This window comes from Burkholderia sp. MSMB1459WGS (genome assembly GCF_001534535.1).
In the GTDB taxonomy this organism is placed as follows: Bacteria; Pseudomonadota; Gammaproteobacteria; order Burkholderiales; family Burkholderiaceae; genus Burkholderia.
Genome location: NZ_LPMU01000026.1, coordinates 91,126 through 113,732, shown reverse-complemented (window position 1 = coordinate 113,732; position 22,607 = coordinate 91,126). Strand labels below are relative to the sequence as shown.

The window sequence follows — 22,607 nt, the reverse complement described above, 5'->3', positions numbered from 1 at the left end:
ACATGTCGTTCCGCTCGGACCGCCCCTACTGCTTAGAACAACGTGCTGACCTGGAACAGCAGCGTCGGCGAACTTGTCTTGAAACCCTGCGGCTTTGACAGCGGGAATCCCAGTGACACGTCGTAGTTCAGCGCCGCGCCGAGCACGTTCTTCGGCGCGAGATTGCCCCGCACGCCAACTACGGCGCCGACCAACGTTTCGCCAAGCAGGTACTGTGCTGCCGGCCCGCGCACGCGCCCGGCATCGACGCCGGAATACAGGGCCTGCGTGCCAACCGGCGTCGGCACGTACCAGTCAAGTTCGTTGGAAACGACCCAGCCGCTCTCGGCAGCCAGCGTCAGTTGCTGATCGAAGCCGCGCACGGCGTAACGCGTGCCGATCGTGAAATAGTCGGAAGGGGTCAGTGGCGTACGTGCGTTCTGCATGTTCCAGCCGAACTGGTACGAGAACGTTTGACCGCCTATCTTGAAAGGGACCTGTGCACTGAGGCTCGCCAACTCGATCTGTGTCTTGCCGTTGAAGTCGGGCGTGCCAACCACCGTGCCCGAATTACTGGACAGGCCCGGCAGCGATGCGCGCCAAGCGAACGAGCCGTCGAGGACAACATCGCCGATGTACTGGCGATGCGCGATGCCGAGCTCGTAACCGATGATGTCGCGATGCTGCACGGGAAGATCGACACCATCCAGCGAGTTGCGACTGATTTTGTGAAACAGGTTGCCGTGAAGCTCCGTACGCGCGTGAGCGTTCCGATAGATCACGCCCGAAAGGCCAGCCTGAAGCTGTGATTGCACGCCGCTATATTCGATCGGCGCATCGAAGCCGGCCACCGTCTGCTTATAGCGTGAGCGGCTCGCATTCAACGTCAGCATCGCATAGCCAATCGGCACGCTATAGTTCGCAGACACCGACTGGTTGCCCTTGTCGGACGCGCCGAAATTCGCATTCGTCGTGCCGGCGATTTGCAGCTGGTCGTAGAGGTGGAACGGCGAGTCGAACGTGAACGAGCCCGACAGTTCGTACTTGCCTGTGGAATCGAGGCCCGCGTTGTCCGTACCGATAACGGCATGCCAGCGCTTGCCGGTTCCGGGGTGAAAGACGAGTTCGGAGTCTCCCGGATTCAGGCCCGGCGCGATGTCGAACGTGGCATCGGATTGGGATTGAAGACGACGCAGGTTCTCCAGCCCTTGATCGATGTCGCGCTGGTTCAACAGCACCCCGCCCGACGTCGGCAACGCCGCGCGCAACCAGCCGATTGTGGGCTTGTCTGCTCGGACCTCGCTAATGCGCCCCGGCACAACGCGCAGCGTCAACGTGCCCGATTGCAACGTTTGCGTCGGCACGAGCACGCGAGACGTCACGTAACCGCGCTCGATCAGCGCATTATTGGCTGCATCCTGGATCTGCTTGAGTGCGGTCTTGCCGACACACTGGCCCACGACCGGCTGAAGGAAACGCGCGAGCCAGCCGAACGCATTGTCTTCCAGCGCGATTTCCTTGATCGGAAAACACGGATTATCGAGCGGCAGGTTCGTGACGCTGGGGATCGAAGTCTTCTCTCCTGTCGGCGTCAATACGTTGGGGCGCGGATTCAGCTCCTTGGTAGCCTCAAGTTGCTGCTGCTGCAAACGCTGGATTTGTGGGCCGGACGTAGTTTCGGATGGCGGAATACCTTGGGCCAGCGCAGAAACGCTCGCCAACGCCGAAATCAACGCTGCCGAAGTTTCTCGTTTCTTCACTTGTTAGCGGCGTAATGGTTGGTCTCTCGCGCTGTAATCTATCGAAGTATTCGCCCGTGCATTGTCAGGGATTGCAAAGACGGTTAATCGATTGACCGCCCAGGTCCGATGCTGTAGCGACTCTCTTGGCCCGATAACTTCTATTAAAGCGACTACAATCACCCATTATAATTTAACAATTATAAACATTTAAACAAGTTAGCCATTCACGCATTTAGAGATACCAGAAGCACTCTTCCTTCCGCCTCTTTCGACACCTCAGAGCATCGAACACACGGCTCTCTCTTTGTTTTTTCTGCAAAATCAATTCTCGCCGTTACCGAACTCCCATTTCGCAAATTAATTTCAAGACAGTCGCGAACTGTTTCTTGCCAGCAAACTCGATCACTTAAACAATCTCGTCAAGCAAAAATATTGACAGAATTAACTTTTTCATCGTTTTTTTATGCATTGAAATGCCGGTTCGTTCACGATAATCGCACACGTCAACGTGTCGCGTATCTACAACGGTCTCTGCGAAGGCAAAGCCGAGTTCGAAACCGCATTCCAGTTTTTTCGGACACATATCACTTTCCCGAGCACGGCCGGCTACGGCCGGCATTTCCGCATCGGCGCACTTCGCTCAGGAGTTTCCGTGATCTCTGATCCCCCTACCTTTGTGCTGATCGGGCTGGGCCTCGCGCTCGTCGCCATGTTCGCGGTGGGTTTCTATTGGCTCGCCACCAAGGACCGGCCGACACGCCCACATTCCCCCCGCCGCTCCACCGCTGGCTCCCGACGCTGCCATCCCGCGTGCCGTCGCTGTCGACGAATTCGAAGAATGGGAAGCGTTCGCCCCGTATCCCGATCACGTCGTCCACACGGCACATGAAGCCAGCGTCGAATCGAGCGATAGCTATCCGCCGCTCGGCCGGCGCGAAGAACCTGCCTACGCGTCCTCTGCAACCGAAGCTCGCCACGACCTGCACGACGCGATCGAATCGTTGATGGGCGAACCGAGCAAGCCTGATCCGGCGCCAACCAAGGCCGCCGCGCCGACATCGTCCGGGTCATCAATCCGCTGCCCGCATTGTCTGTCCTCGCGTATCGACACGCGCAATCGCGCCCGCAAGGCCGGCAGCACGATCGGCAGATAGATTGAGATTGCGGCCATACATCCGGACTGTTCAGGAGGCTAGCGAGACGCCTCTGTCCCTGATGGAATCAGCTGATCGGACTCTATTCACCACCTCGCGCTCGAAGCGCCTGTGGGAGGGCAGAGTATTCCGATCCCGGTCCAACCTGTCTTGCCATCACGTCACGATTGCCCAAGCAACCTCCTGGGAGAGCCTTGACCGAACCCGATCGGATTACGCAGCGGCCGCGGACGGCGCGTAATCCGATCGGAACGCAGTGCCTTGTGTGAGCAGCGCCCAGGCAATCCGGGCGTTCCTGTTCGCCACTGCTACCACGGCAACGTTCTTGTGCCGGCGCGTGAGCAAGCGATGAAGCCAGCCCGAGAACGCATCGTCCTTGTTGGCGCAATAGCGAACGACAGCCCGCGCGCCGTGCACCATCAGTGTCCGCAGGTAGGTATCGCCGTGCTTGCTGATACCCAGCAGCGTCGGCTTGCCTCCGCTCGAATGCTGTCTGGGTATCAGACCTAACCAGGCCGCCAGTTGCCGGGCATTGCTGAAGCACTTGCCGTCGCCGATCGAGGCAACCAGAGCGCGGACCGTAATCGGGCCGAGGCAGGGAATCTCTGCCAGTCGGCGACTGGCGTCGCTCGCGTGATGCCACGCGTTGATCTGCGTCTCGATCTCTGCGACCTGCCGGTCAAGTTCCTTCAAGTGGTCCGTCAAGCGCTGTATCAACAGACGGAATGACCCCGGCAGTTCATTGCTTGCGTCTTCGATGAGCTGAGGTACGTGCTGGGCAATGCTGGTGATCCCCCGCGGCATCACCAAACCGAATTCCCCCAGCAGCCCGCGCATCTGATTGGCCTGCGCGGTACGCGGCCGAACGAACCCTTGGCGGGCTCGGTGCAATGCAAGAACCGCCTGTTGATCGACGTTCTTGATGGGCACAAACCGCATGTTGATACATCCCGCCGCCATCAGCGAGGCGGTACGGCTTTTCACGCGGAGAGGCCTTTCCGATAGCGATGTCGGTCAGCGGCATAGTGCACCTTACAGCCCCAGGGGCATTTTTTGTCAGGGGCATCAACCATCAACCAAAGTTCCCCCAGAGGTGCCCCCGCATGCCCCCGGATTCACACGGGTCAGGCTGGACAAATCAGGAATAAAAAAAACCCGTGAAGCCTTGTGCTATCACGGGTTTCTGGATTTCCAAGGATGGCCTTGGAAGGGTGTTTGGTGCCGGCTGCAGGACTCGAACCCGCCACCTGATGATTACAAATCAACTGCTCTACCAGATGAGCTAAGCCGGCGTAGCGCGAGATTCTACCTCATTTCACGATCTTGAGGCGAGGTCTGCTGCCGCCTTTCGAGCCGTCGCCGTCGGTTTTCGGCGGTTCGTCGGCCCCTTCGGACGGCTCCTCGTTCGCGCCGCTGTCCGCCACCGGCGTCAGCACAGCTGGCGATTCGTCGCGCTGCGCGTCATCGGCCGGCACGGCATCATCGTCGAACGCGCCCGAATCCTCGCCTTCGCCCGCGACCGCATCGACCTGGAACGCCATGCCCTGCCCGTTCTCGCGTGCATAGATCGCGAGCACGTTGGCAACCGGAATCTCGATCTTGTGCGCCTTCCCGGAGAACCGGGCCGTGAACTCGATCCACTCGTTGCCCATCTGCAACTGGCTCGTCGCCTCGAAGCTGATGTTGAGCACGATCTCGCCGTCACGCACGAACTGACGCGGCACGCGCGTCGAGTTGTCGACCCTCACCGCGATATGCGGCGTGTAACCGTTATCGGTGCACCACTCGTACAACGCGCGCAGCAGATAAGGCTTCGTTGAAATCTCTTGCATCACAATCCTCGAACCCGGAGCGGGCACGCGGCACGCCGCGCCACCCGCTCCGTCATGCCTTCATTGCAACATTAACGACGCATGACCTTTTCGGACGGCGTCAGTGCTTCGATGTAGGCCGGACGGCTGAAGATCCGTTCGGCATACTTCATCAGCGGCGCGGCGTTCTTCGACAGCTCGATGCCGTAGTGATCCAGGCGCCACAGCAGCGGTGCGATCGCGACGTCGAGCATCGAGAACTCCTCGCCAAGCATGTACTTGTTCTTCACGAAGATCGGCGCGAGCTGCGTCAGGCGATCGCGGATCGCGAGGCGGGCCTTCTCGTGATTCTTCTCCGCCGCCTTGCCCTTCTCGTTCTCGAGCGTGCTGACGTGGACGAACAGTTCCTTCTCGAAGTTGAGCAGGAACAGGCGCGCACGCGCGCGCTGCACCGGGTCGGCCGGCATCAGTTGCGGATGCGGGAAGCGCTCGTCGATGTACTCGTTGATGATGTTCGATTCGTACAGGATCAGGTCGCGCTCGACCAGGATCGGCACCTGACCGTACGGGTTCATCACCGAAATGTCTTCCGGCTTGTTGAACAGGTCGACGTCACGGATTTCGAAGTCCATGCCCTTCTCGAACAGCACCAGCCGGCAACGCTGGGAGAACGGGCAAGTTGTGCCGGAATACAGAACCATCATATTTGCGTTTCCTCAAAAAAGCCGAGGGCCGGCACGCGGCGAAACCCCTTTCACGGGTTCCGCCTTGCGCCGGCCCCACGCCGGTCAGGCGTGTTTACTTGATATCTTTCCAGTACGCGGCATTCAGCCGCCAGGCCAGGAAAGTCAGGACACCGAGAAAGATCAGCACCCACACGCCGAGGCGCTTGCGGGTCTGCTGGGCCGGCTCGGACATCCATGTCATATAGGCCACCAGGTCGGCCACCGCAGCATCGTAGTCGGGCGACGAGAGCGTCCCCGGCGTGACCTGCTGGAAGCCGACGAGCGTGTGGACCTTCTCGCCCGTCTCCTCGTCCGTCTTGTCTTCGAATTTGGCTACGCGTTGCCCCTGCAGTTGCCACAACACATGGGGCATGCCGACGTTCTCGAACACCGCGTTGTTCCAGCCGGTCGGCCGCGTATCGTCGCGGTAGAAGCTGCGCAGATACGTGTACAGCCAGTCGCGGCCGCGCGCGCGCTCCTCGACCGACAGGTCGGGCGGCGTGGTGCCGAGCCAGTTCTTCGCGTCGTCGGGCCGCATCGCGACGGACATCGTGTTCCCGACCTTGTCGGTCGTAAACAGGAGATTCTTCTCGATCTCCTTCTGGGATATGCCCAGATCCGTCAGACGGTTGTAGCGCATCAGGTTCGCGCTGTGGCAGTTCAGGCAATAGTTTACAAACAATTGCGCGCCGTGCTGAAGCGAAACGAGATTTTCCGTGTTATCGGGCGCCCGGTCGAGCGGAAAATTACCCTCCGCCCGCACGGCCGGCGCCGCCAGCAGCGCACAGGCGGTCGCCCCGATCAGCGCGAGTGTCGAAAGCAGTTTCTTCATGTCGTTCTCTCCTCGCTCACGTTAATGGGGCTTGAAGCGCACCCGTTCCGGCGGCTGCTTGAACGTGCCAAGCGGCGTCCAGACGGGCATGCCGAGGAAGAACGCGAAGTAGATCAACGCACAGGCCTGCGCGATCAGTGTCGCCGCCGGCGATGGCGGGCGCGTGCCGAGGAACGCGAGGGTCAGGAACGCCGCGACGAAGATCCCGAGGAACACCTTGTGGAACAGCGGCCGGTAGCGGATCGACTTCACCGGGCTGCGGTCGAGCCAGGGCAGGAAGAACAGCGTGATCACCGCCGAGCCCATCACGACGACGCCCCAGAACTTCGACTCCGTCAGGTACATGAACACGACGATCGCGGCGGCCAGCACCGGCAACCCCACCTTCCATTTGCCGCGCGCGCGGATCAGCGCGAGCACGCCGAGCAGCGCGATCACGATCATCAGCACGATCTTGAACGGGTCGGTGGTCGCGCGCAGCATCGCGTAGAACGCGGTGAAGTACCAGACCGGCGCGATCTCGGGCGGCGTCTGCAGCGGGTTCGCCGGGACGAAGTTGTTCGCCTCGAGGAAGTAGCCGCCCATCTCCGGAGAGAAGAACACGATCAGCGCGAACACCATCAGGAACACGCACACGCCGAGGAAATCGTGCACCGAGTAGTACGGGTGGAAGGGGATGCCGTCGAGCGGGATGCCGTTCTCGTCCTTCTTCGCCTTGATCTCGATGCCGTCCGGGTTGTTCGACCCGACTTCGTGCAACGCAACGAGGTGCGCGACGACGAGCCCGACCAGCACGAGCGGAATCGCGATCACGTGGAACGCGAAGAAGCGGTTCAGCGTGACGTCGGACACGACGTAGTCGCCGCGAATCCACAGCGACAGGTCAGGGCCGACGAACGGGATCGCCGAGAACAGGTTCACGATCACCTGCGCGCCCCAGAACGACATCTGGCCCCACGGCAGCAGATAGCCGAAGAACGCCTCGGCCATCAGGCACAGGAAGATCGCGCAGCCGAAGATCCACACGAGCTCGCGCGGCTTGCGATACGACCCGTACAGCAGCCCGCGGAACATGTGCAGGTAGACGACCACGAAGAACATCGATGCACCGGTCGAGTGCATGTAGCGGATCAGCCAGCCCCACGGCACCTCGCGCATGATGTACTCGACCGACGCGAACGCGAGCGTCGAGTCGGGCTTGTAGTTCATCGTCAGGAAGATGCCCGTGACGATCTGGTTGACGAGCACCAGCAGCGCGAGGGAGCCGAAGAAGTACCAGAAGTTGAAGTTCTTCGGCGCGTAGTACTCGGATACGTGCTTCTTCCAGGTGGACGTGAGCGGGAAGCGCTGATCGATCCAGCCGGTGAAACCTGTCGTGGAGACTTCCTTGTTGTCGGCGGCCATCACGCTTCTCCTTTCTCGTCCTTGCCGATCACGAGGGTCGTCGCCGACGTGAACATGTAGGGCGGGATGTCGAGATTCTGAGGCGCCGGCTTGTTCTTGAACACGCGGCCGGCGAGGTCGTAGGTCGAACCGTGACACGGGCACAGGAAACCGCCCGGCCAGTCGTCCGGCAGGTTCGGCTGCGGACCCGGCGTGAAGCGTTGGCTAGGCGTGCAGCCGAGGTGCGTACACACGGCCATCACGACGAGAATGTTCTTGCGATCGGTCCGCGCGCGATATTCGTTGGCGCAATACGCGGGCAACGGCATCGAATACGGGGATTTCGTGGTCGGATCGGCCACTTCCTTGTCGGCCTTGACCACGTCGGCCAGCATCGAATCGGTGCGATTCAGGATCCAGACGGGTTTGCCGCGCCACGGCACGGTGACCATTTCGCCGGGCTTCAGGCCGCTGATATCGACCTCGACCGGTGCACCGGCCGCTTTCGCTTTCGCGGACGGCGCGAGCGACGCCGCGAAAGGTATGACGGTGGCTACGCCTCCTACGCCACCTGCTACGGATGTCGCAATCAGCCAGGTACGGCGGCCGCTGTCGACGCGTTTCTCTTCCTTGTCTCGCATCACACGCCCCACTTCTGAGTTGGATTTTCCGTCACGACTTTTCATTCCGCCGCTAGTTTGCGCGAATGGAGTCGCCATTTACAAGGCCCGGCGATGAAAATCCCTTCGAAGTGATTGATAGTTAAGGGTTATCCCCCACTATCGGAGCGATTAAATCATTTCACTTTTAAGCAAATGCTACATTGTGAAATTTCGATGCGCTGCCGCAAATCCGTCGCTCAGACCGGATTATGAATATCGATAAAAAGGTGTTCGAGATCGAATTCTTCGGACAAGTGGCGCCCCAGCGCCTGGATTCCGTAGCGCTCGGTCGCATGGTGCCCCGCCGCAACGAACGCGACACCGCTCTCCGCCGCCGCGTGCGTGGTCGATTCGGACACCTCGCCGGTCAGGAACACGTCCGCGCCGGCATCGATCGCCGCGTCGAAATAGCTCTGCGCGGCGCCCGTGCACCACGCGATGCGGCGCAACTGCGTGTCCGGGTCGCCCAGCACAAGCGGCGCGCGGCCGAGCGTGCGCTCGACCTTCGCGACGAAGTGCTCGAGCGTGACGGGCATCGGCAGCGTCGCCATCCAGCCCAGGTCGCCTTCGCCGAAGCGCTGCTCGCCGATCAGGCCGAGCTTTTCGCCGAGCTGCGCGTTGTTGCCGAACTCGGGATGCGCATCCAGCGGCAGGTGAAACGCGAACAGGTTCAGGTCGTTCGCGAGCAGCAGCTTCAGGCGCCGATACTTGCGGCCGGTGATCTGCGGCGCCTCGTTGCGCCAGAAATAGCCGTGATGGACGAGCACGGCATCCGCCCCCCATTCGAGCGCGGCTTCGAGGAGCGCGACCGACGCCGTCACGCCGGTGGCGATCTTCTCGATCTTGCGGCGCCCTTCGACCTGAAGGCCGTTCGGGCAATAGTCCTTGAAGCGCGCGGTTTCAAGGGTATTGTTCAAGTACAATTCAAGTTCGATCCGATCCATATAAACCTCTAATCCATTCAGATGCTTAGACGCTTCTGGCTGTTCTTCGCGCAAGCGGTGACCGTACTGCTCGCGCTGATGTTCATCGTCGTGACGCTCAAGCCGCAATGGCTGCAACGGCAAGGACAGCTCGGCAAGCAGCTCGCCACGCCGATCGTCGCGCTGCGCGAAGTCGCGCCGGGCATCGGCGGCGCACCGGCGACCACGTCGTATGCCGAAGCCGCGCAGAAGGCGATGCCGGCCGTCGTCAACGTGTTCTCCAGCAAGGACGGCTCGCTACCGCCCGACCCGCGCGCAAAGGATCCGCTGTTCCGTTACTTCTTCGGGGACCGCAACGCCCGCAAGCAGCAGGACGAGCCGGCCGCCAACCTCGGCTCCGGCGTCATCGTGAGCCCTGAAGGTTACATTCTAACGAACCAGCACGTCGTGGACGGCGCCGACCAGATCGAAGTCGCGCTCGCCGACGGCCGCACGGCCACCGCGAAAGTGATCGGCAGCGATCCCGAAACCGATCTCGCGGTACTGAAGATCAACATGACGAACCTGCCGACGATCACGCTCGGCCGCTCCGACCAGTCGCGCGTCGGCGACGTCGTACTCGCGATCGGCAACCCGTTCGGCGTCGGCCAGACGGTGACGATGGGGATCATCAGCGCGCTCGGCCGCAACCACCTCGGCATCAACACGTTCGAGAACTTCATCCAGACCGACGCGCCGATCAACCCCGGCAACTCCGGCGGCGCGCTGGTCGACGTGAACGGCAATCTGCTCGGCATCAACACGGCGATCTACTCGCGCTCGGGCGGCTCGCTCGGCATCGGTTTCGCGATTCCGGTCTCGACCGCGCGCACGGTGCTCGAAAGCATCATCACGACGGGCTCGGTCACGCGCGGCTGGATCGGCGTCGAGCCGCAGGACGTCACGCCGGAAATCGCCGAGTCGTTCGGGCTCCAGCAGAAATCGGGTGCGATCGTCGCGGGCGTGCTGCAGGGCGGCCCTGCCGACAAGGCCGGCATCAAGCCGGGCGACATCCTGGTGAGCGTCAACGGCGAGGACATCACCGACACGACGAAGCTGCTGAACGTCGTCGCGCAAATCAAGCCGGGCACGCCGACCAAGGTGCACGTCGTCCGCAAGGGCAAGCAGTTCGACGTGAACGTCGTGATCGGCAAGCGTCCGCCGCCGCCGAAGCAGACGCTCGACGAGCAGGACAACGATAGCGAATGAGGCTCGGCGGGCGGCACGCCGCTTGCCGTTCGCGATGCGATTTGATGCGGCGCAGAAATGAAAAAGGGCAGCCGGCTGGCTGCCCTTTTGCTTTGCTTCCAACGATGTCTGGTGCCGGGAAGGCCGCGTTGGCATGCGCTGGCTGGCGGCCAACCACAGGTACCGGCCCCTCCGGCTTGGCCCGGAAAGCCGCCCGGCGCCGCGCCGTCAACCCGCGGCTTCGCCGTTCCCCGCCTCGCCCTCTTCTACCGGCTTCTTCGGCACGAAGAACCGCGCGGCCAGCAGCCCGATCTCGAACAGCACGACGAGCGGCAGCGCCAGCATCAATTGCGAGAACACGTCCGGCGGGGTGACGACCGCCGCGACCACGAATGCGCCGACGATCACGTACGGTCGCATCTCCTTCAGCTTCTGCAGGGACAGCACGCCCATCCGGACGAGCAGCACGACGACGATCGGCACCTCGAACGTGACGCCGAACGCGATGAACATCCCGAGCACGAAGCTCAGGTAGTTGTCGATGTCGGTCGTCATCTCGGCCCCGAGCGGCGCGTTGTAGTGCGCCATCACGCGGAAGATCGTCGGAAACACGAGGAAGTACGCGAACGCCATCCCGCACAGAAACAGCACGTAGCTGCTGCCGACGAGCGGCGTGACGAGCTTCTTCTCGTGCTGGTACAGCCCCGGCGCGACGAACGCCCAGATCTGGTACAGCACGATCGGCAGCGCGATCACGAGCGCGACGAGCATCGTGACCTTCATCGGCACGAAGAACGAGCCGGTGACGTCGGTGACGATCATCTTGCCGTCTTTCGGCAGGTTCTCCATCAACGGCCGCGCGAGCAGCCTGAAGATGTCGGGCGCCCAGTAGACGAGCCCGACGAAAACGACGATCACGGCCAGCCCCGCGCGAATGATGCGATCGCGAAGCTCGACGAGATGGGAAATGAAGGTTTCTTCCGGGGCGTCGCCCGGGTTCTGCTGGGGGTCGCTCACACCGGCCCTCGGTAGGATTGACGAGCGAGCATGCGCTCGACTCAGAAGAAGCGCGTCGGCCGGCGCAGGCTGGCCGGCTGGTGGCGCGCGACACGTGCGGCGCCCGACTGCACGTGCGTGCGGCGGGTCGTCGCGCGCTTGTACCAGACAGGCGTCGCCGCCTGCTTGATGCGCCAGTTGCGACGCTTCGGCGCAAGCGCGGCCGAACTGCCGCCACGCCACGACGGCGCTGCGGGCGTGTCGCCACCGTACGTGCCGGCATCGACCGAGCCTTCGTTGACACCGCCGACCGCGGAATGCCACGTGTCGTTCAGCGCCTTCTCGTGCTCGCGCAGGTTGTCGTGAATCGTCGTCTCGACATTGCGCGCGGCCGATTCGAAATCGGTCTTCATCGTCCGCAGCGCGTCGAGTTCGATTTCGCGCGAGACCTCGGCCTTCACGTCGTTGATGTACCGCTGCGCGCGGCCGAACAGCGCGCCGGCCGTACGCGCGACGCGCGGCAGGCGCTCGGGGCCGAGCACCACGAGCGCGACGACGCCGATCAGCGCCATCTTCGAAAGACCGAGATCCAGCATCGCGAATGCCTGTCAGCGTGCCGGCGTTACGCCTTGTTCGAATCGGAACGCGTCGTTTCCTTCGCGTTGACGTCGACCGTGCCCGAACGCGGCAATTGCTGCGCGTCCGCCGGCGTTTCGCCTTCCTTCATGCCGTCCTTGAAACCCTTCACGGCGCTGCCGAGGTCGTTGCCGATGTTGCGCAGCTTCTTCGTACCGAAAACCAGCGCGACGATCAGCAGCACGATCAGCCAGTGCCAAATGCTCAATCCACCCATGATGAAACCTCTCCTCAACCACGCCGCGATGCGGCGCAAATCGCCGGCGACGCGCCGGCTTCGACTATCGGATGCGGGGAAACGCCCCGCTTCGTCAACCCATCCGTTGCCACGGGCGCGGGCCGGCCAGGATATGCGCGTGCAGGTGGTAGACCTCCTGCCCGCCGCCCGGGCCCGTGTTGATCACCGTGCGAAAACCGGTTTCGCCGCCCGTATACGCGACCCCGAGCTGGTCGGCCAGACGCGCGACGAGCAGCATCAGCCGGCCGAGCATCGGCGCATCGGCGTCGCCCACCGCCGACAGCGTCGGCACGTGCCGGCGCGGAATCACGAGCACGTGCGTCTCGGCGGCCGGGCGGATGTCGCGGAACGCGACGAATTCGTCGTCCTCGTGCACCTTCGTGCTCGGGATCTCGCCTGCCGCGATCTTGCAGAACAGGCAATTCGGATCGTGACTCATGTTGCTCCTGCAAACGCCCGCACGCGGCCGGTCAGAACCACGCCTGCGAATCGAGCGTCTTGTTGTCGTTCAGGTACAGCCAACCCTTGATGATACGGTACAGCGTCCAAATCCATGTGACAAACATCACGACGAATCCGACCGCGACGAACAGCAGCGCGATCCCGATCACGTAAGCGATCAGCGCGCGCCAGAACGTGCGGATCTGCCACTCGAAGTGATCGGCGTACGGCGTGCCGGCCACGTCGCCGCGCTTCACGTAGTTGATGATGATCGCGATGATGCCGGTGACGCCGCCCGTCAGCCAGTGAATCGCATAGAGGCCGTACAGCACGTGGGTCAGCGTGCGCAGCCCGTTCAGGCGTTCGGCATCCGCTGCTCCCGGCACCGCCGGCGTCGGAAACTGGTTCGACGTTTCGTTCATGATGCTACCCCCGTCAGATGACAATTCTTACAGCTTACCGCACTGTTGCCACCGCGGCGGGGTCTGTCCGTCACCCGCCGTTTTCCTCGCGCTCGCGGCGCTTGCGCAGCGCTTTTTCCTCGATGCCCGACAAGCCCTCGCGGCGCTCGAGTTCGGCGATCACGTCGGCAGGGCTCAGGTCGAAATGCGACAGCATCACGAGGCAGTGAAACCACAGGTCGGCCACCTCGCCGACGAGCGCGGCCGGCGCGCCGCCCTGGCGCACGTCCTTCGCGGCCAGCACGACTTCCGTCGCCTCTTCGCCGATCTTCTTCAGCACCGCGTCGTCGCCCTTGTGGAACAGGCGCGACACGTACGATTGATCGGGATCGCCGCCCTTGCGGCTATCGATCACGGCCGCGAGGCGCAGCAGCGTGTCTTCGGTCGATTGCGTCATTTGTAGATGTGTTCGGGGTCTTTCAGCACCGGCTCGACCGCGACCCAGTCGCCGCCGTCCACGGTGCCTTCGAATTTCTGGAAGAAGCACGAATGCCGGCCGGTGTGGCACGCGATGCCCGACACCTGCTCGACCTTCAGCAGCACGACGTCCTCGTCGCAGTCGAGCCGCACCTCGTGCACGTGCTGCACGTGGCCCGACTCCTCGCCCTTGAACCACAGGCGCTTGCGCGAGCGCGAATAATAGACCGCGCGCTGCGTCTCGATCGTCTTCGCGAGCGCCTCGCGATTCATCCACGCGAACATCAGCACGTCGTTCGTCGACGCTTCCTGCGCGATCACCGGCACGAGGCCGTTGTCGTCCCAGCGGACCTTGTCGAGCCACGCGGGCAGGGATTTCGTTTCGGTATTCATCACAGCCTCACCGGGATGCCCTGGTCGGACATGAAGCGCTTCGCCTCGCCGACCGTGTGCTCGCCGTAGTGGAAGATGCTCGCGGCCAGCACCGCGTCGGCGCGACCGTCCTTGATGCCGTCCGCGAGATCCTGCAGGCAGCCGACGCCGCCCGACGCGATCACCGGCACCGGCACCGCGTCAGACACGCCGCGCGTGAGTGCAAGGTCGAAGCCCGACTTCGTGCCGTCGCGGTCCATGCTCGTGAGCAGGATCTCGCCCGCGCCGAGCTCGGCCATCTTGCGTGCCCATTCGATCGCGTCGAGGCCCGTGTTCTTGCGGCCGCCGTGCGTGAACACTTCCCAGCGCGGCGTCTCGCCGTCGGCCGACACGCGCTTCGCGTCGATCGCGACGACGATGCACTGCGAGCCGTACTTGTCGGCCGCGTCGCGCACGAGCTGCGGATTCGCGACCGCCGACGAATTCATGCTGACCTTGTCCGCGCCCGCGTTCAGCAGGCGCCGTACGTCCTCGACGGCACGCACGCCGCCGCCGACGGTCAGCGGAATGAACACCTGCGACGCGACGGCTTCGATGATCGGCAGGATCAGGTCGCGCTGGTCGGACGTCGCGGTGATGTCGAGGAACGTGAGTTCGTCGGCACCTTGTTCGTCGTAGCGGCGGGCGATTTCGACGGGGTCGCCGGCGTCGCGCAGCTCGACGAAATTGACGCCCTTGACGACACGCCCGGCAGTCACGTCCAGGCAGGGGATGATGCGTTTAGCTAGAGCCATGATGTTGCGCCAAATGCCGCGCTGGGACGGCCGGTTGCGGAGGCCTCGCACGAGGCGTCCGGTCGGGGCTGCTCGCGGGCAGCCCCGGCGAACGGGACAACCGCGGTTACGCGTTGTCGAGTTCGCCGTTCAGTTCGTCCGCGCGCTTTTGCGCGGCCGCGAAATCGAGATCGCCGGAATAGATTGCGCGGCCGCAGATCACGCCTTCGACGCCGTGTTCCTCGACTTCGCAGAGCTTGTCGATGTCCGCGAGATTCGACAGGCCGCCGCTCGCGATCACCGGAATGCCGACGGCCTGCGCGAGCTTCACGGTCGCGTCGATGTTGATGCCCTGCAGCATCCCGTCGCGGCCGATGTCCGTGTAGACGATCGATTCGACGCCATAGTCCTCGAACTTCTTCGCGAGATCGATCACTTCGTGGCCGGTCAGCTTGCTCCAGCCGTCGGTCGCGACCTTGCCGTCCTTCGCGTCCAGCCCGACGATGATGTTGCCCGCGAACGCGGTGCATGCGTCCTGCAGAAAGCCCGGATTCTTCACGGCGGCAGTGCCGATGATCACATAGGACAGGCCGGCGTCGAGATACTTCTCGATCGTCTCGAGGCTGCGGATGCCGCCGCCGAGCTGTACCGGGATTTCGTCGCCGACTTCGTCGAGGATCGCTTCGATCGCCTCGAGATTCTTCGGCTTGCCGGCGAATGCGCCGTTCAGGTCGACGAGATGGAGCCGCCGGGCGCCGAGATCGACCCACTTGCGGGCCATCGCCGCCGGGTCCTCGGAGAAAATCGTGGCCTGGTCCATATCGCCCTGTTTGAGGCGCACACACTGACCGTCTTTGAGGTCGATGGCCGGAATCAGCAACATAGCAATCGGGTGTCGTCGTGGAAAATGAAAAGAATCCGGCGCGTACCGGCCAAACCGGTGCCGCGCCGTCTCGCTAGTTTAGTACAACTCTTTCGGCGCTTAAGCGGGCAAGCCCCGCGCGACAGGCCGTTCGGCCAGTTCGACTGTGGCTCGCGCACCACGTTTACGGTTTCCAGTGTACGAAGTTGCGATACAGACGCAACCCGACCTCCGCGCTTTTCTCGGGGTGGAATTGGGTCGCGAAGAGATTGTCCCGCGCGACCGCTGACGTAAACGGCGCACCGTAGGCCGTTTCGCCAACCGTGTGCGCCGGGTTGTCCGGCACGACGTAATAGCTGTGCACGAAGTAAAAATACGCGTCGTCGGGCACGCCGTCCCACAGCGGGTGCGGCTGCGCCTGGCGCACGCGGTTCCAGCCCATCTGCGGCACCTTGAAGCGCGAGCCGTCGTCCTGCAGCCGGCCGTCGAGCTCGAAGCGCACAACCTTGCCGGGCAACAGGCCGAGGCCCTTCGTGTCGCCTTCCGCGCTCCAGTCGAACAGCATCTGCTCGCCAACGCACACGCCGAGCAGCGGCTTCGTGCGCGACGCGTCGATCACGGCCTCCTGCAGGCCGGATTCGCCGAGGCAACGCATGCAGTCGGGCATCGCACCCTGGCCGGGCAACACAACGCGGTCGGCCGCGCGAATCGCGGCCGGCGTGTCGACGATCGCCACGTCGGCGGCCGGTTCGGCTTTCTTGAGCGCCTGCGCGACCGAGCGCAGGTTGCCCATCCCATAATCCACAATCGCAATCGAAGTTTTCATCTCAGTGCAGGCAGTAGCGCCCTCAGTCCATTGACGATGAATTCCACCGCCAGCGCCGACAGCATCAGACCCATCAGCCGCGTGGCGATGTTGATGCCGGTGCGGCCGATCCAGTTCGCGATCGGCTCGGCGAGCCGCATCGCGACGAAACACAGAAAAGCCAGGACCGCGCCGATCGCGACCAGCCCGGCCCGTTCATACCAGTGATGCGCGCTCGCCGCATAGACGATCACCGTGCTGATCGAGCCGGGGCCCGTGAGCAGTGGAATCGCCAGCGGCACGACCGCGATGTTGTCCTTCAGCTCGGCTTCGTCACGCTCCTCGGGCGTCGATCGCGTGTTGCCGATCTGCGCGTTGAGCATGTTGATCGCCATCAGCAGCATGATGATCCCGCCGCCGACTTCGAGCGACCCGACCGAAATGCCGAAGAAGTTGATGATCTGCTGCCCGAGCAGCGCGGTCACCGTCATCACGCAGAACACCGACACCGATGCGATCCGGATCGTGCGCCGCCGCTCGGCCTCCGTCTGCTGCGCCGTCAGGCTCAGGAAGAACGGCACCGCACCGACCGGATTGATCAGCGCGAGCAGCGAAATGAACGATTTGAGCAGATCCATCGCAAGCCGGCGCCGCGCGCCGAAGCCGTGAGGTTGTCCCGAGCGCAGTCCGTTCGGACGTTCAGAGGCTTCCTTTCGTCGACGGAATCTGCCCCGCCGCGCGCTCGTCGAGCTCCACCGCCGCGCGCAGCGCGCGGCCGAAGGCCTTGAACACCGTCTCGAGCTGATGGTGCGCGTTGATCCCGCGCAGGTTGTCGATGTGCAGCGTCACGCCCGCATGGTTCACGAAGCCGCGGAAGAACTCGATCGACAGGTCGACGTCGAACGTGCCGATCCGCGCGCGCGTGAACGGCACGTGGAATTCGAGGCCGGGCCGGCCCGAGAAGTCGATCACGACGCGCGACAGCGCCTCGTCGAGCGGCACGTACGAATGGCCGTAGCGGCGGATGCCCTTGCGATCGCCGATCGCCTTCGCGACGGCCTGGCCAAGCGTGATGCCGACGTCCTCGACCGTGTGGTGATCGTCGATATGCGTGTCGCCATGCGCTTCGACCTCGAGATCGACCAGACCGTGTCGCGCGATCTGGTCGAGCATATGGTCGAGAAACGGCACGCCGGTGGCCAGCTTCTGCCGGCCGGTGCCGTCGAGATCGAGCTTCACACGGATCTGCGTTTCGCTGGTATTGCGAACGACTTCCGCCACACGCATGGCAATTCCTTGATTGAGTCTGATGTAAATGGGGATTGATCGTCGCGCGCCGCCGCGCCCTGGGCTCAACCGGGCAGCGCGAGTTTCAAGGCGGCCAGCAGGCGGGCGTTTTCGTCGGGAGAACCGACGGTCAGCCGCACGCATTCGGCCAGTAACGGATGCATTTTACTCACGTTTTTGACCAGCACCCGCTCGGTGAGCAGCGCATCGAACACGGCAGCCGCGTCCGGCACGCGCACCAGCAGGAAATTGCCGGCGCTCGGAAACACCGTCGCGCCCGGCAGCGCGGCCACCGCCTGCGCGAGGCGCGCGCGCTCCGCGCGCAATTCGGCCGCCTGCGCATCGAGCACGTCGAGGTGGTCGAGCAGGAAATCGGCGGTCGCCTGGGTCAGCACGTTGATGTTGTACGGCGGGCGCACCTTGTCGAATTCGTTCAGCCACGCGGGCGAGCCGACGAGATAGCCGAGGCGGATACCCGCGAGGCCGAGCTTCGACACCGTGCGCATCACGACGACGTTGTCGAACTCGGCGGCACGCGGCAGCCACGAGCGCTCCGCGAACGGCTGGTACGCCTCGTCGATCACGATCAGGCTGTGCCGCGCGGCCGCGACGATCCGCTCGACGTCGGCATCGTCGTACAGCGTGCCGGTGGGGTTGTTCGGATACGCGAGATAGACGATCGCCGGCCGGTGCTCGGCGATCGCCGCGAGCATCGCATCGATGTCGAGCGTCAGGTCGGCCTTCAGCGGCACGCCGACGAATTCGAGCTGCGCGAGCTTCGCCGAGAGCTCGTACATCACGAAGCCCGGCACCGGCGCGAGCACCTTCGCGCCCGGCCGGGCGCACGCGACCGCGATCATGCTGATGATTTCGTCGGAACCGTTGCCGAGCAGCACGTCGCAACCGGCCGGCACGCGCATCGCGTGGCGCAGCTTGTCGAGCAGCGCGGCCGGGCGCGGCGCCGGGTAGCGGTTCAGCGCGACCTGCGCGAGCCGCTCGCCGAGCGCCGCGGCGAGCGGCGCCGGCAGCGGATACGGGTTCTCCATCGCGTCGAGCTTCACGAACCCGCTCGCGTCGGGAACCGGATAGCTCGTCATCGCGAGCACGTCGCGGCGGATGATGTCTTGTGGCGTCGTCATGGTCTCAAGCCGGCGTGCGTCGCGCCGGCGTCAAATGGTTGGCAAGGCGGCGGCTGCCGCCTTGCGCTCGTCTCCTGCGTCGATCCGGGGGCCGCCGGTGCCGGCGCGTCGGCGCGCGCCCGGCCCCGCGCACGGCGCGCTCAGCCCTTCATCCGGAACTCGGCGCTCCTCGCATGCGCCTGCAGCCCTTCGCCGTATGCGAGCTCGGACGCGATCTCGCCGAGCGTCTGCGCGCCTTCCGCGCTGACCTCGATCAGGCTCGAGCGCTTGATGAAGTCGTACACGCCGAGCGGCGACGAGAAGCGCGCGGTGCGCGACGTCGGCAGCACGTGGTTCGGCCCCGCGCAGTAGTCGCCGAGGCTTTCGCTCGTATAGCGGCCGAGGAAGATCGCGCCCGCATGGCGGATCTGCTGACCCCATTGCTGCGGCTCCAGCGCCGAGATTTCGAGGTGTTCCGGTGCGATGTCATTCGCGATCCGGCACGCCTCGGCCATGTCGCGCACCTTGATCAGCGCGCCGCGCCCCTCGAGCGACGCACGGATCACGTCCTGGCGCGGCATCGTCGGCAGCAGCTCGTCGATCGCCTTCTCGACGCGATCGAGGAACGCACCGTCCGGACACAGCAGGATCGACTGCGCGAGTTCGTCGTGCTCGGCCTGCGAGAACAGGTCCATCGCGACCCAATTCGGATCGGTCGTGCCGTCGCACAGCACGAGGATTTCCGACGGCCCGGCGATCATGTCGATGCCGACCGTGCCGAATACGCGGCGCTTCGCCGACGCGACATACGCGTTGCCGGGGCCGCAGATCTTGTCGACGGCCGGCACCGTCGCCGTGCCGTACGCGAGCGCGCCGACCGCCTGCGCGCCGCCGATCGTGAACACGCGATCGACGCCGCCGAGCAGCGCCGCGGCGAGCACGAGGTCGTTCTTCACGCCGTCCGGCGTCGGCACGACCATCACGATCTCGCCGACCCCCGCGACACGCGCGGGAATCGCGTTCATCAGCACCGACGACGGATACGCGGCCTTGCCGCCCGGCACGTACAGGCCGACGCGGTCGAGCGGCGTGACCTTCTGGCCGAGCACCGTGCCGTCGCTTTCCGTGTACTGCCAGCTATGCGTGCCGCACTCGATCTTCTGCTTCTCGTGGTACGCGCGCACCCGCGCCGCGGCGGCTTCCAGCGCCGCGCGCGCCTTCGGCGCGAGGCCGTCGAGCGCCGTCTGCAGCGCGTCCTGCGGCAGTTCGAGCGCGGCGACGCTGTCCGCGCTCAGCCGGTCGAAGCGGTTCGTGTACTCGAGCACCGCGGCGTCGCCGCGCGACTTCACGTCGGCGAGGATCTGCGCGACCGATTGCTCGATCGCCTCGTCTTCGCTCGCCTCGAACGCGAGCACGGCGCGCAGGGCGGCGCCGAAGCCTTCGTTCGTCGAGTCGAGCTTGCGGATGGTGATGGACATGGGAGTTCCGTTACGGTGATGCGCTCAACCGCCATTCTGCGACGCGCGTTCGAACGCGTCGAGGATCGGCTTGAGCGCCGCGCGCTTCAGCTTGAGCGCGGCCTGGTTCACGACGAGGCGCGACGAGATCGCCATGATCTCCTCGACCTCGACCAGATTGTTCGCCTTCAGCGTGCCGCCCGAGCTGACGAGGTCGACGATCGCGTCGGCCAGCCCGACCAGCGGCGCCAGCTCCATCGAGCCGTACAGCTTGATCAGGTCGACGTGCACGCCCTTCGCGGCAAAGTGTTCGCGCGCCGTTTCGACGTATTTGGTCGCGACCCGCAGGCGCGCGCCCTGGCGCACCGCGCTCGCGTAGTCGAAACCGGCCGGCACGGCCACCGACATCCGGCAGCGCGCAATGTTCAGATCGATCGGCTGGTACAGGCCCGAGCCGCCGTGCTCGACAAGCACGTCCTTGCCGGCCACGCCGAAATCGGCCGCGCCGTATTCGACGTAGGTCGGCACGTCGCTCGCGCGCACGATGATCACGCGCAGGTTCGGATCGGTCGTCGGCAGGATCAGCTTGCGCGACGTTTCCGGATCCTCGGCCACCTGCACGCCGGCAGCCGCCAGCAGCGGCAGGGTTTCCTCGAAGATCCGGCCCTTCGACAGGGCGAGGGTCAGCGGCGCGGTCATGCTTGGCTCCCGGAAAGGCGGCGCACGTTCGCGCCGACGGCGGTCAGTTTGGTTTCCATGCGGTCGTAGCCGCGGTCCAGATGATAGATGCGGTCGACGAGCGTTTCGCCGTCGGCGCGCAGCCCGGCGATCACGAGGCTCGCCGACGCACGCAGGTCGGTCGCCATCACGTTCGCGCCCGACAGCTTCTCGACACCCGTCACGAGCGCCGTGTTGCCGTCGATCGTGATGTTCGCGCCGAGCCGGTTCAGCTCCTGCACATGCATGAAGCGGTTCTCGAAAATGGTTTCGACGACCTGCGCGGTGCCCGTCGCGACCGTATTGAGGGCCATGAACTGCGCCTGCATGTCGGTCGGGAACGCCGGGTATTCCGACGTGCGGATCGTCACCGCCGACGGGCGGCGGTCCATCTTCACGCGCAGCCAGCTGTCGCCTTCCTCGATCGACACGCCCGCTTCGCGCAGCTTGTCGATCACCGCGTCGAGGATGTGCGGGCGCACGCCCGTCAACCTCACGTCGCCGCCGGCCGCCGCGACCGCGCACAGGAACGTGCCGGCCTCGATGCGGTCGGGGATCACCGAATGGCGCGCGCCGTGCAGCCGCTCGACGCCCTGGATCACGAGGCGGTCGGTGCCGATGCCGTCGATTTTCGCGCCCATCGCGACCAGCAAGTGTGCGAGATCGCTCACTTCCGGCTCGCGCGCGGCGTTTTCGATCACCGTCTCGCCGTCGGCGAGCGTCGCGGCCATCAGCAGATTTTCGGTCCCCGTCACCGTGATCATGTCAGTCACGATGCGCGCGCCCTTCAGGCGTTTCGCGCGCGCTTCGATGAAGCCGTGCTCGATGCTGATCTCGGCGCCCATCGCCTGCAGGCCCTTGATGTGCTGGTCGACCGGCCGCGCGCCGATCGCGCAGCCGCCCGGCAGCGACACCTTCGCCTCGCCGAAGCGCGCGAGCAGCGGCCCGAGCACGAGGATCGACGCGCGCATCGTCTTCACGAGCTCGTACGGTGCGACGAGGTTGTCGACGCGCGACGCGTCGAGCTGCACGCGGCAGCCGTCGGTCTCGCTCTTCACGCCCATCTGGTTCAGCACCTTCAGCGTGGTGCGCACGTCCTTCAGGTTCGGCACGTTGTCGAGCTCGACCGGCTCGGCGCTGAGCAGCCCCGCGCACAGGATCGGGAGCGCGGCGTTCTTCGCGCCCGACACGACGATCTCGCCGGACAGCCGGCGACCGCCTTCGATCACCAGCTTGTCCATCCCCTGTCCCTGCGATTCCCCGTTGGCGGCCGGGTGTGCCGTGGCGACGCTCTGGACGGCGTCGCGCTCGTTGGCGGTGACTTGCACTCAGTGATTTCCGTTTATGCGTTCTGCCATTCGGCGGGCGTCAGCGTCTTCATGCTGAGCGCGTGAATTTCCTGCTTCATGCGATCGCCGAGCGCCGCATAGACGAGCTGGTGCCGCTGGATCGGCCGCTTGCCTTCGAAGGCCGCCGACACGATCGTCGCGAAGAAATGCTGGCCGTCGCCTTCGACTTCCAGATGTGTGCAGGCGAGACCGCTGGCGATGTATTGCTTGACCTGTTCGGGAGTCGGCAACATGGTGTAG

At 64.3% G+C, this 22,607-nt stretch carries 25 protein-coding genes, 1 tRNA gene and 1 pseudogene; 1 reads left to right on the top strand and 26 read right to left on the bottom strand.

Annotation, left to right across the window (positions count from 1 at the left end; all coding sequences use genetic code 11):
- Nucleotides 1–32: 32 nt before the first annotated feature.
- The 9 genes and pseudogenes from WT97_RS12195 to WT97_RS12155 all read right to left on the bottom strand — a co-directional run bounded on the left by WT97_RS12195 (nt 33) and on the right by WT97_RS12155 (nt 9,232).
- The gene (locus WT97_RS12195) at nt 33–1,739 is read right to left on the bottom strand and encodes a ShlB/FhaC/HecB family hemolysin secretion/activation protein (protein ID WP_060353525.1); all 1,707 of its coding nucleotides are present in this window, start codon (nt 1,737–1,739) and stop codon (nt 33–35) included.
- A gap of 1,349 nt (nt 1,740–3,088) precedes the next feature.
- Nucleotides 3,089–3,817: pseudogene (locus WT97_RS12190) on the bottom strand (IS110 family transposase); the annotation flags it as partial.
- 274 nt (nt 3,818–4,091) lie between these two features.
- Nucleotides 4,092–4,167 (bottom strand) — tRNA-Thr (locus WT97_RS12185).
- Between the two features lie 18 nt (nt 4,168–4,185).
- Nucleotides 4,186–4,707, bottom strand: coding sequence for a ClpXP protease specificity-enhancing factor (locus tag WT97_RS12180; RefSeq protein ID WP_060353524.1), 522 nt, complete (start codon nt 4,705–4,707; stop codon nt 4,186–4,188).
- 71 nt (nt 4,708–4,778) lie between these two features.
- Nucleotides 4,779–5,390, bottom strand: a complete 612-nt coding sequence (locus WT97_RS12175; protein WP_006400565.1) for a glutathione S-transferase N-terminal domain-containing protein — start codon at nt 5,388–5,390, stop codon at nt 4,779–4,781.
- 94 nt (nt 5,391–5,484) lie between these two features.
- Nucleotides 5,485–6,243, bottom strand: coding sequence for a cytochrome c1 (locus WT97_RS12170; RefSeq protein WP_059499726.1), 759 nt, complete (start codon nt 6,241–6,243; stop codon nt 5,485–5,487).
- A gap of 21 nt (nt 6,244–6,264) precedes the next feature.
- Nucleotides 6,265–7,647 carry a cytochrome bc complex cytochrome b subunit gene (locus WT97_RS12165; RefSeq protein ID WP_059499727.1) on the bottom strand — a complete coding sequence of 461 codons (1,383 nt, stop codon included), beginning with the start codon at nt 7,645–7,647 and terminating at the stop codon, nt 6,265–6,267.
- Nucleotides 7,647–8,267 (bottom strand): ubiquinol-cytochrome c reductase iron-sulfur subunit, encoded by a 621-nt coding sequence (gene petA / locus WT97_RS12160; protein ID WP_059499728.1) that lies wholly within the window; start codon nt 8,265–8,267, stop codon nt 7,647–7,649. Before petA ends, WT97_RS12165 begins: the two co-directional genes overlap by 1 nt.
- A 218-nt stretch (nt 8,268–8,485) precedes the next feature.
- Nucleotides 8,486–9,232 carry a Nif3-like dinuclear metal center hexameric protein gene (locus WT97_RS12155; RefSeq protein WP_060353523.1) on the bottom strand — a complete coding sequence of 249 codons (747 nt, stop codon included), beginning with the start codon at nt 9,230–9,232 and terminating at the stop codon, nt 8,486–8,488.
- A 21-nt stretch (nt 9,233–9,253) separates the two neighbouring features.
- Between WT97_RS12155 and WT97_RS12150 the strand changes: the two genes are divergently transcribed.
- The gene (locus tag WT97_RS12150) at nt 9,254–10,459 is read left to right on the top strand and encodes a Do family serine endopeptidase (protein ID WP_059499730.1); all 1,206 of its coding nucleotides are present in this window, start codon (nt 9,254–9,256) and stop codon (nt 10,457–10,459) included.
- A 207-nt stretch (nt 10,460–10,666) separates the two neighbouring features.
- Here WT97_RS12150 and tatC read toward each other — a convergent pair whose 3' ends face one another.
- From tatC to WT97_RS12065, 17 genes are all read right to left on the bottom strand, one after another.
- Nucleotides 10,667–11,455, bottom strand: coding sequence for a twin-arginine translocase subunit TatC (gene tatC, locus WT97_RS12145; protein ID WP_059499731.1), 789 nt, complete (start codon nt 11,453–11,455; stop codon nt 10,667–10,669).
- Between the two features lie 41 nt (nt 11,456–11,496).
- Nucleotides 11,497–12,030 (bottom strand): Sec-independent protein translocase protein TatB, encoded by a 534-nt coding sequence (gene tatB, locus WT97_RS12140; protein ID WP_060353522.1) that lies wholly within the window; start codon nt 12,028–12,030, stop codon nt 11,497–11,499.
- 26 nt (nt 12,031–12,056) lie between these two features.
- Complete coding sequence (gene tatA / locus WT97_RS12135) at nt 12,057–12,287, bottom strand: Sec-independent protein translocase subunit TatA (protein ID WP_034209780.1); 231 nt, start codon at nt 12,285–12,287, stop codon at nt 12,057–12,059.
- 94 nt (nt 12,288–12,381) lie between these two features.
- Complete coding sequence (locus WT97_RS12130) at nt 12,382–12,747, bottom strand: histidine triad nucleotide-binding protein (RefSeq protein WP_034209779.1); 366 nt, start codon at nt 12,745–12,747, stop codon at nt 12,382–12,384.
- A gap of 31 nt (nt 12,748–12,778) precedes the next feature.
- Nucleotides 12,779–13,171 (bottom strand): hypothetical protein, encoded by a 393-nt coding sequence (locus tag WT97_RS12125; protein ID WP_059499733.1) that lies wholly within the window; start codon nt 13,169–13,171, stop codon nt 12,779–12,781.
- 70 nt (nt 13,172–13,241) lie between these two features.
- Nucleotides 13,242–13,607, bottom strand: a complete 366-nt coding sequence (locus WT97_RS12120; protein WP_059499734.1) for a phosphoribosyl-ATP diphosphatase — start codon at nt 13,605–13,607, stop codon at nt 13,242–13,244.
- Nucleotides 13,604–14,020, bottom strand: coding sequence for a phosphoribosyl-AMP cyclohydrolase (gene hisI, locus WT97_RS12115; protein ID WP_011546604.1), 417 nt, complete (start codon nt 14,018–14,020; stop codon nt 13,604–13,606). The genes WT97_RS12120 and hisI overlap by 4 nt, the downstream gene beginning before the upstream one ends.
- Nucleotides 14,020–14,793 carry an imidazole glycerol phosphate synthase subunit HisF gene (gene hisF, locus WT97_RS12110; protein ID WP_059499735.1) on the bottom strand — a complete coding sequence of 258 codons (774 nt, stop codon included), beginning with the start codon at nt 14,791–14,793 and terminating at the stop codon, nt 14,020–14,022. The genes hisI and hisF overlap by 1 nt, the downstream gene beginning before the upstream one ends.
- A gap of 106 nt (nt 14,794–14,899) precedes the next feature.
- Nucleotides 14,900–15,655, bottom strand: coding sequence for a 1-(5-phosphoribosyl)-5-[(5-phosphoribosylamino)methylideneamino]imidazole-4-carboxamide isomerase (hisA, locus tag WT97_RS12105; protein WP_059499736.1), 756 nt, complete (start codon nt 15,653–15,655; stop codon nt 14,900–14,902).
- Nucleotides 15,656–15,818: 163 nt separating this feature from the next.
- Nucleotides 15,819–16,460 carry an imidazole glycerol phosphate synthase subunit HisH gene (gene hisH, locus WT97_RS12100; RefSeq protein WP_059499737.1) on the bottom strand — a complete coding sequence of 214 codons (642 nt, stop codon included), beginning with the start codon at nt 16,458–16,460 and terminating at the stop codon, nt 15,819–15,821.
- A complete protein-coding gene (locus WT97_RS12095; RefSeq protein ID WP_059499738.1) occupies nt 16,457–17,077 on the bottom strand; it encodes a YchE family NAAT transporter in 621 nt (206 codons plus the stop codon). Before WT97_RS12095 ends, hisH begins: the two co-directional genes overlap by 4 nt.
- A gap of 61 nt (nt 17,078–17,138) precedes the next feature.
- On the bottom strand, nt 17,139–17,726 hold the full coding sequence (gene hisB, locus WT97_RS12090) for an imidazoleglycerol-phosphate dehydratase HisB (RefSeq protein ID WP_011546606.1): 588 nt from the start codon (nt 17,724–17,726) through the stop codon (nt 17,139–17,141).
- Nucleotides 17,727–17,791: 65 nt separating this feature from the next.
- Nucleotides 17,792–18,865: a histidinol-phosphate transaminase gene (hisC, locus tag WT97_RS12085; RefSeq protein ID WP_059499739.1), complete on the bottom strand. Its 1,074-nt coding sequence runs from the start codon at nt 18,863–18,865 to the stop codon at nt 17,792–17,794.
- A 140-nt stretch (nt 18,866–19,005) separates the two neighbouring features.
- On the bottom strand, nt 19,006–20,322 hold the full coding sequence (gene hisD / locus WT97_RS12080; RefSeq protein ID WP_027783351.1) for a histidinol dehydrogenase: 1,317 nt from the start codon (nt 20,320–20,322) through the stop codon (nt 19,006–19,008).
- Between the two features lie 24 nt (nt 20,323–20,346).
- Entirely contained in the window at nt 20,347–21,000 is a 654-nt protein-coding gene (gene hisG, locus WT97_RS12075) for an ATP phosphoribosyltransferase (RefSeq protein ID WP_059499740.1), read from the bottom strand.
- Nucleotides 20,997–22,346, bottom strand: coding sequence for a UDP-N-acetylglucosamine 1-carboxyvinyltransferase (gene murA, locus WT97_RS12070; protein WP_059499741.1), 1,350 nt, complete (start codon nt 22,344–22,346; stop codon nt 20,997–20,999). The genes hisG and murA overlap by 4 nt, the downstream gene beginning before the upstream one ends.
- Before the next feature lie 14 nt (nt 22,347–22,360).
- Nucleotides 22,361–22,600 carry a BolA family protein gene (locus WT97_RS12065; protein WP_060353521.1) on the bottom strand — a complete coding sequence of 80 codons (240 nt, stop codon included), beginning with the start codon at nt 22,598–22,600 and terminating at the stop codon, nt 22,361–22,363.
- Nucleotides 22,601–22,607: the final 7 nt, after the last annotated feature.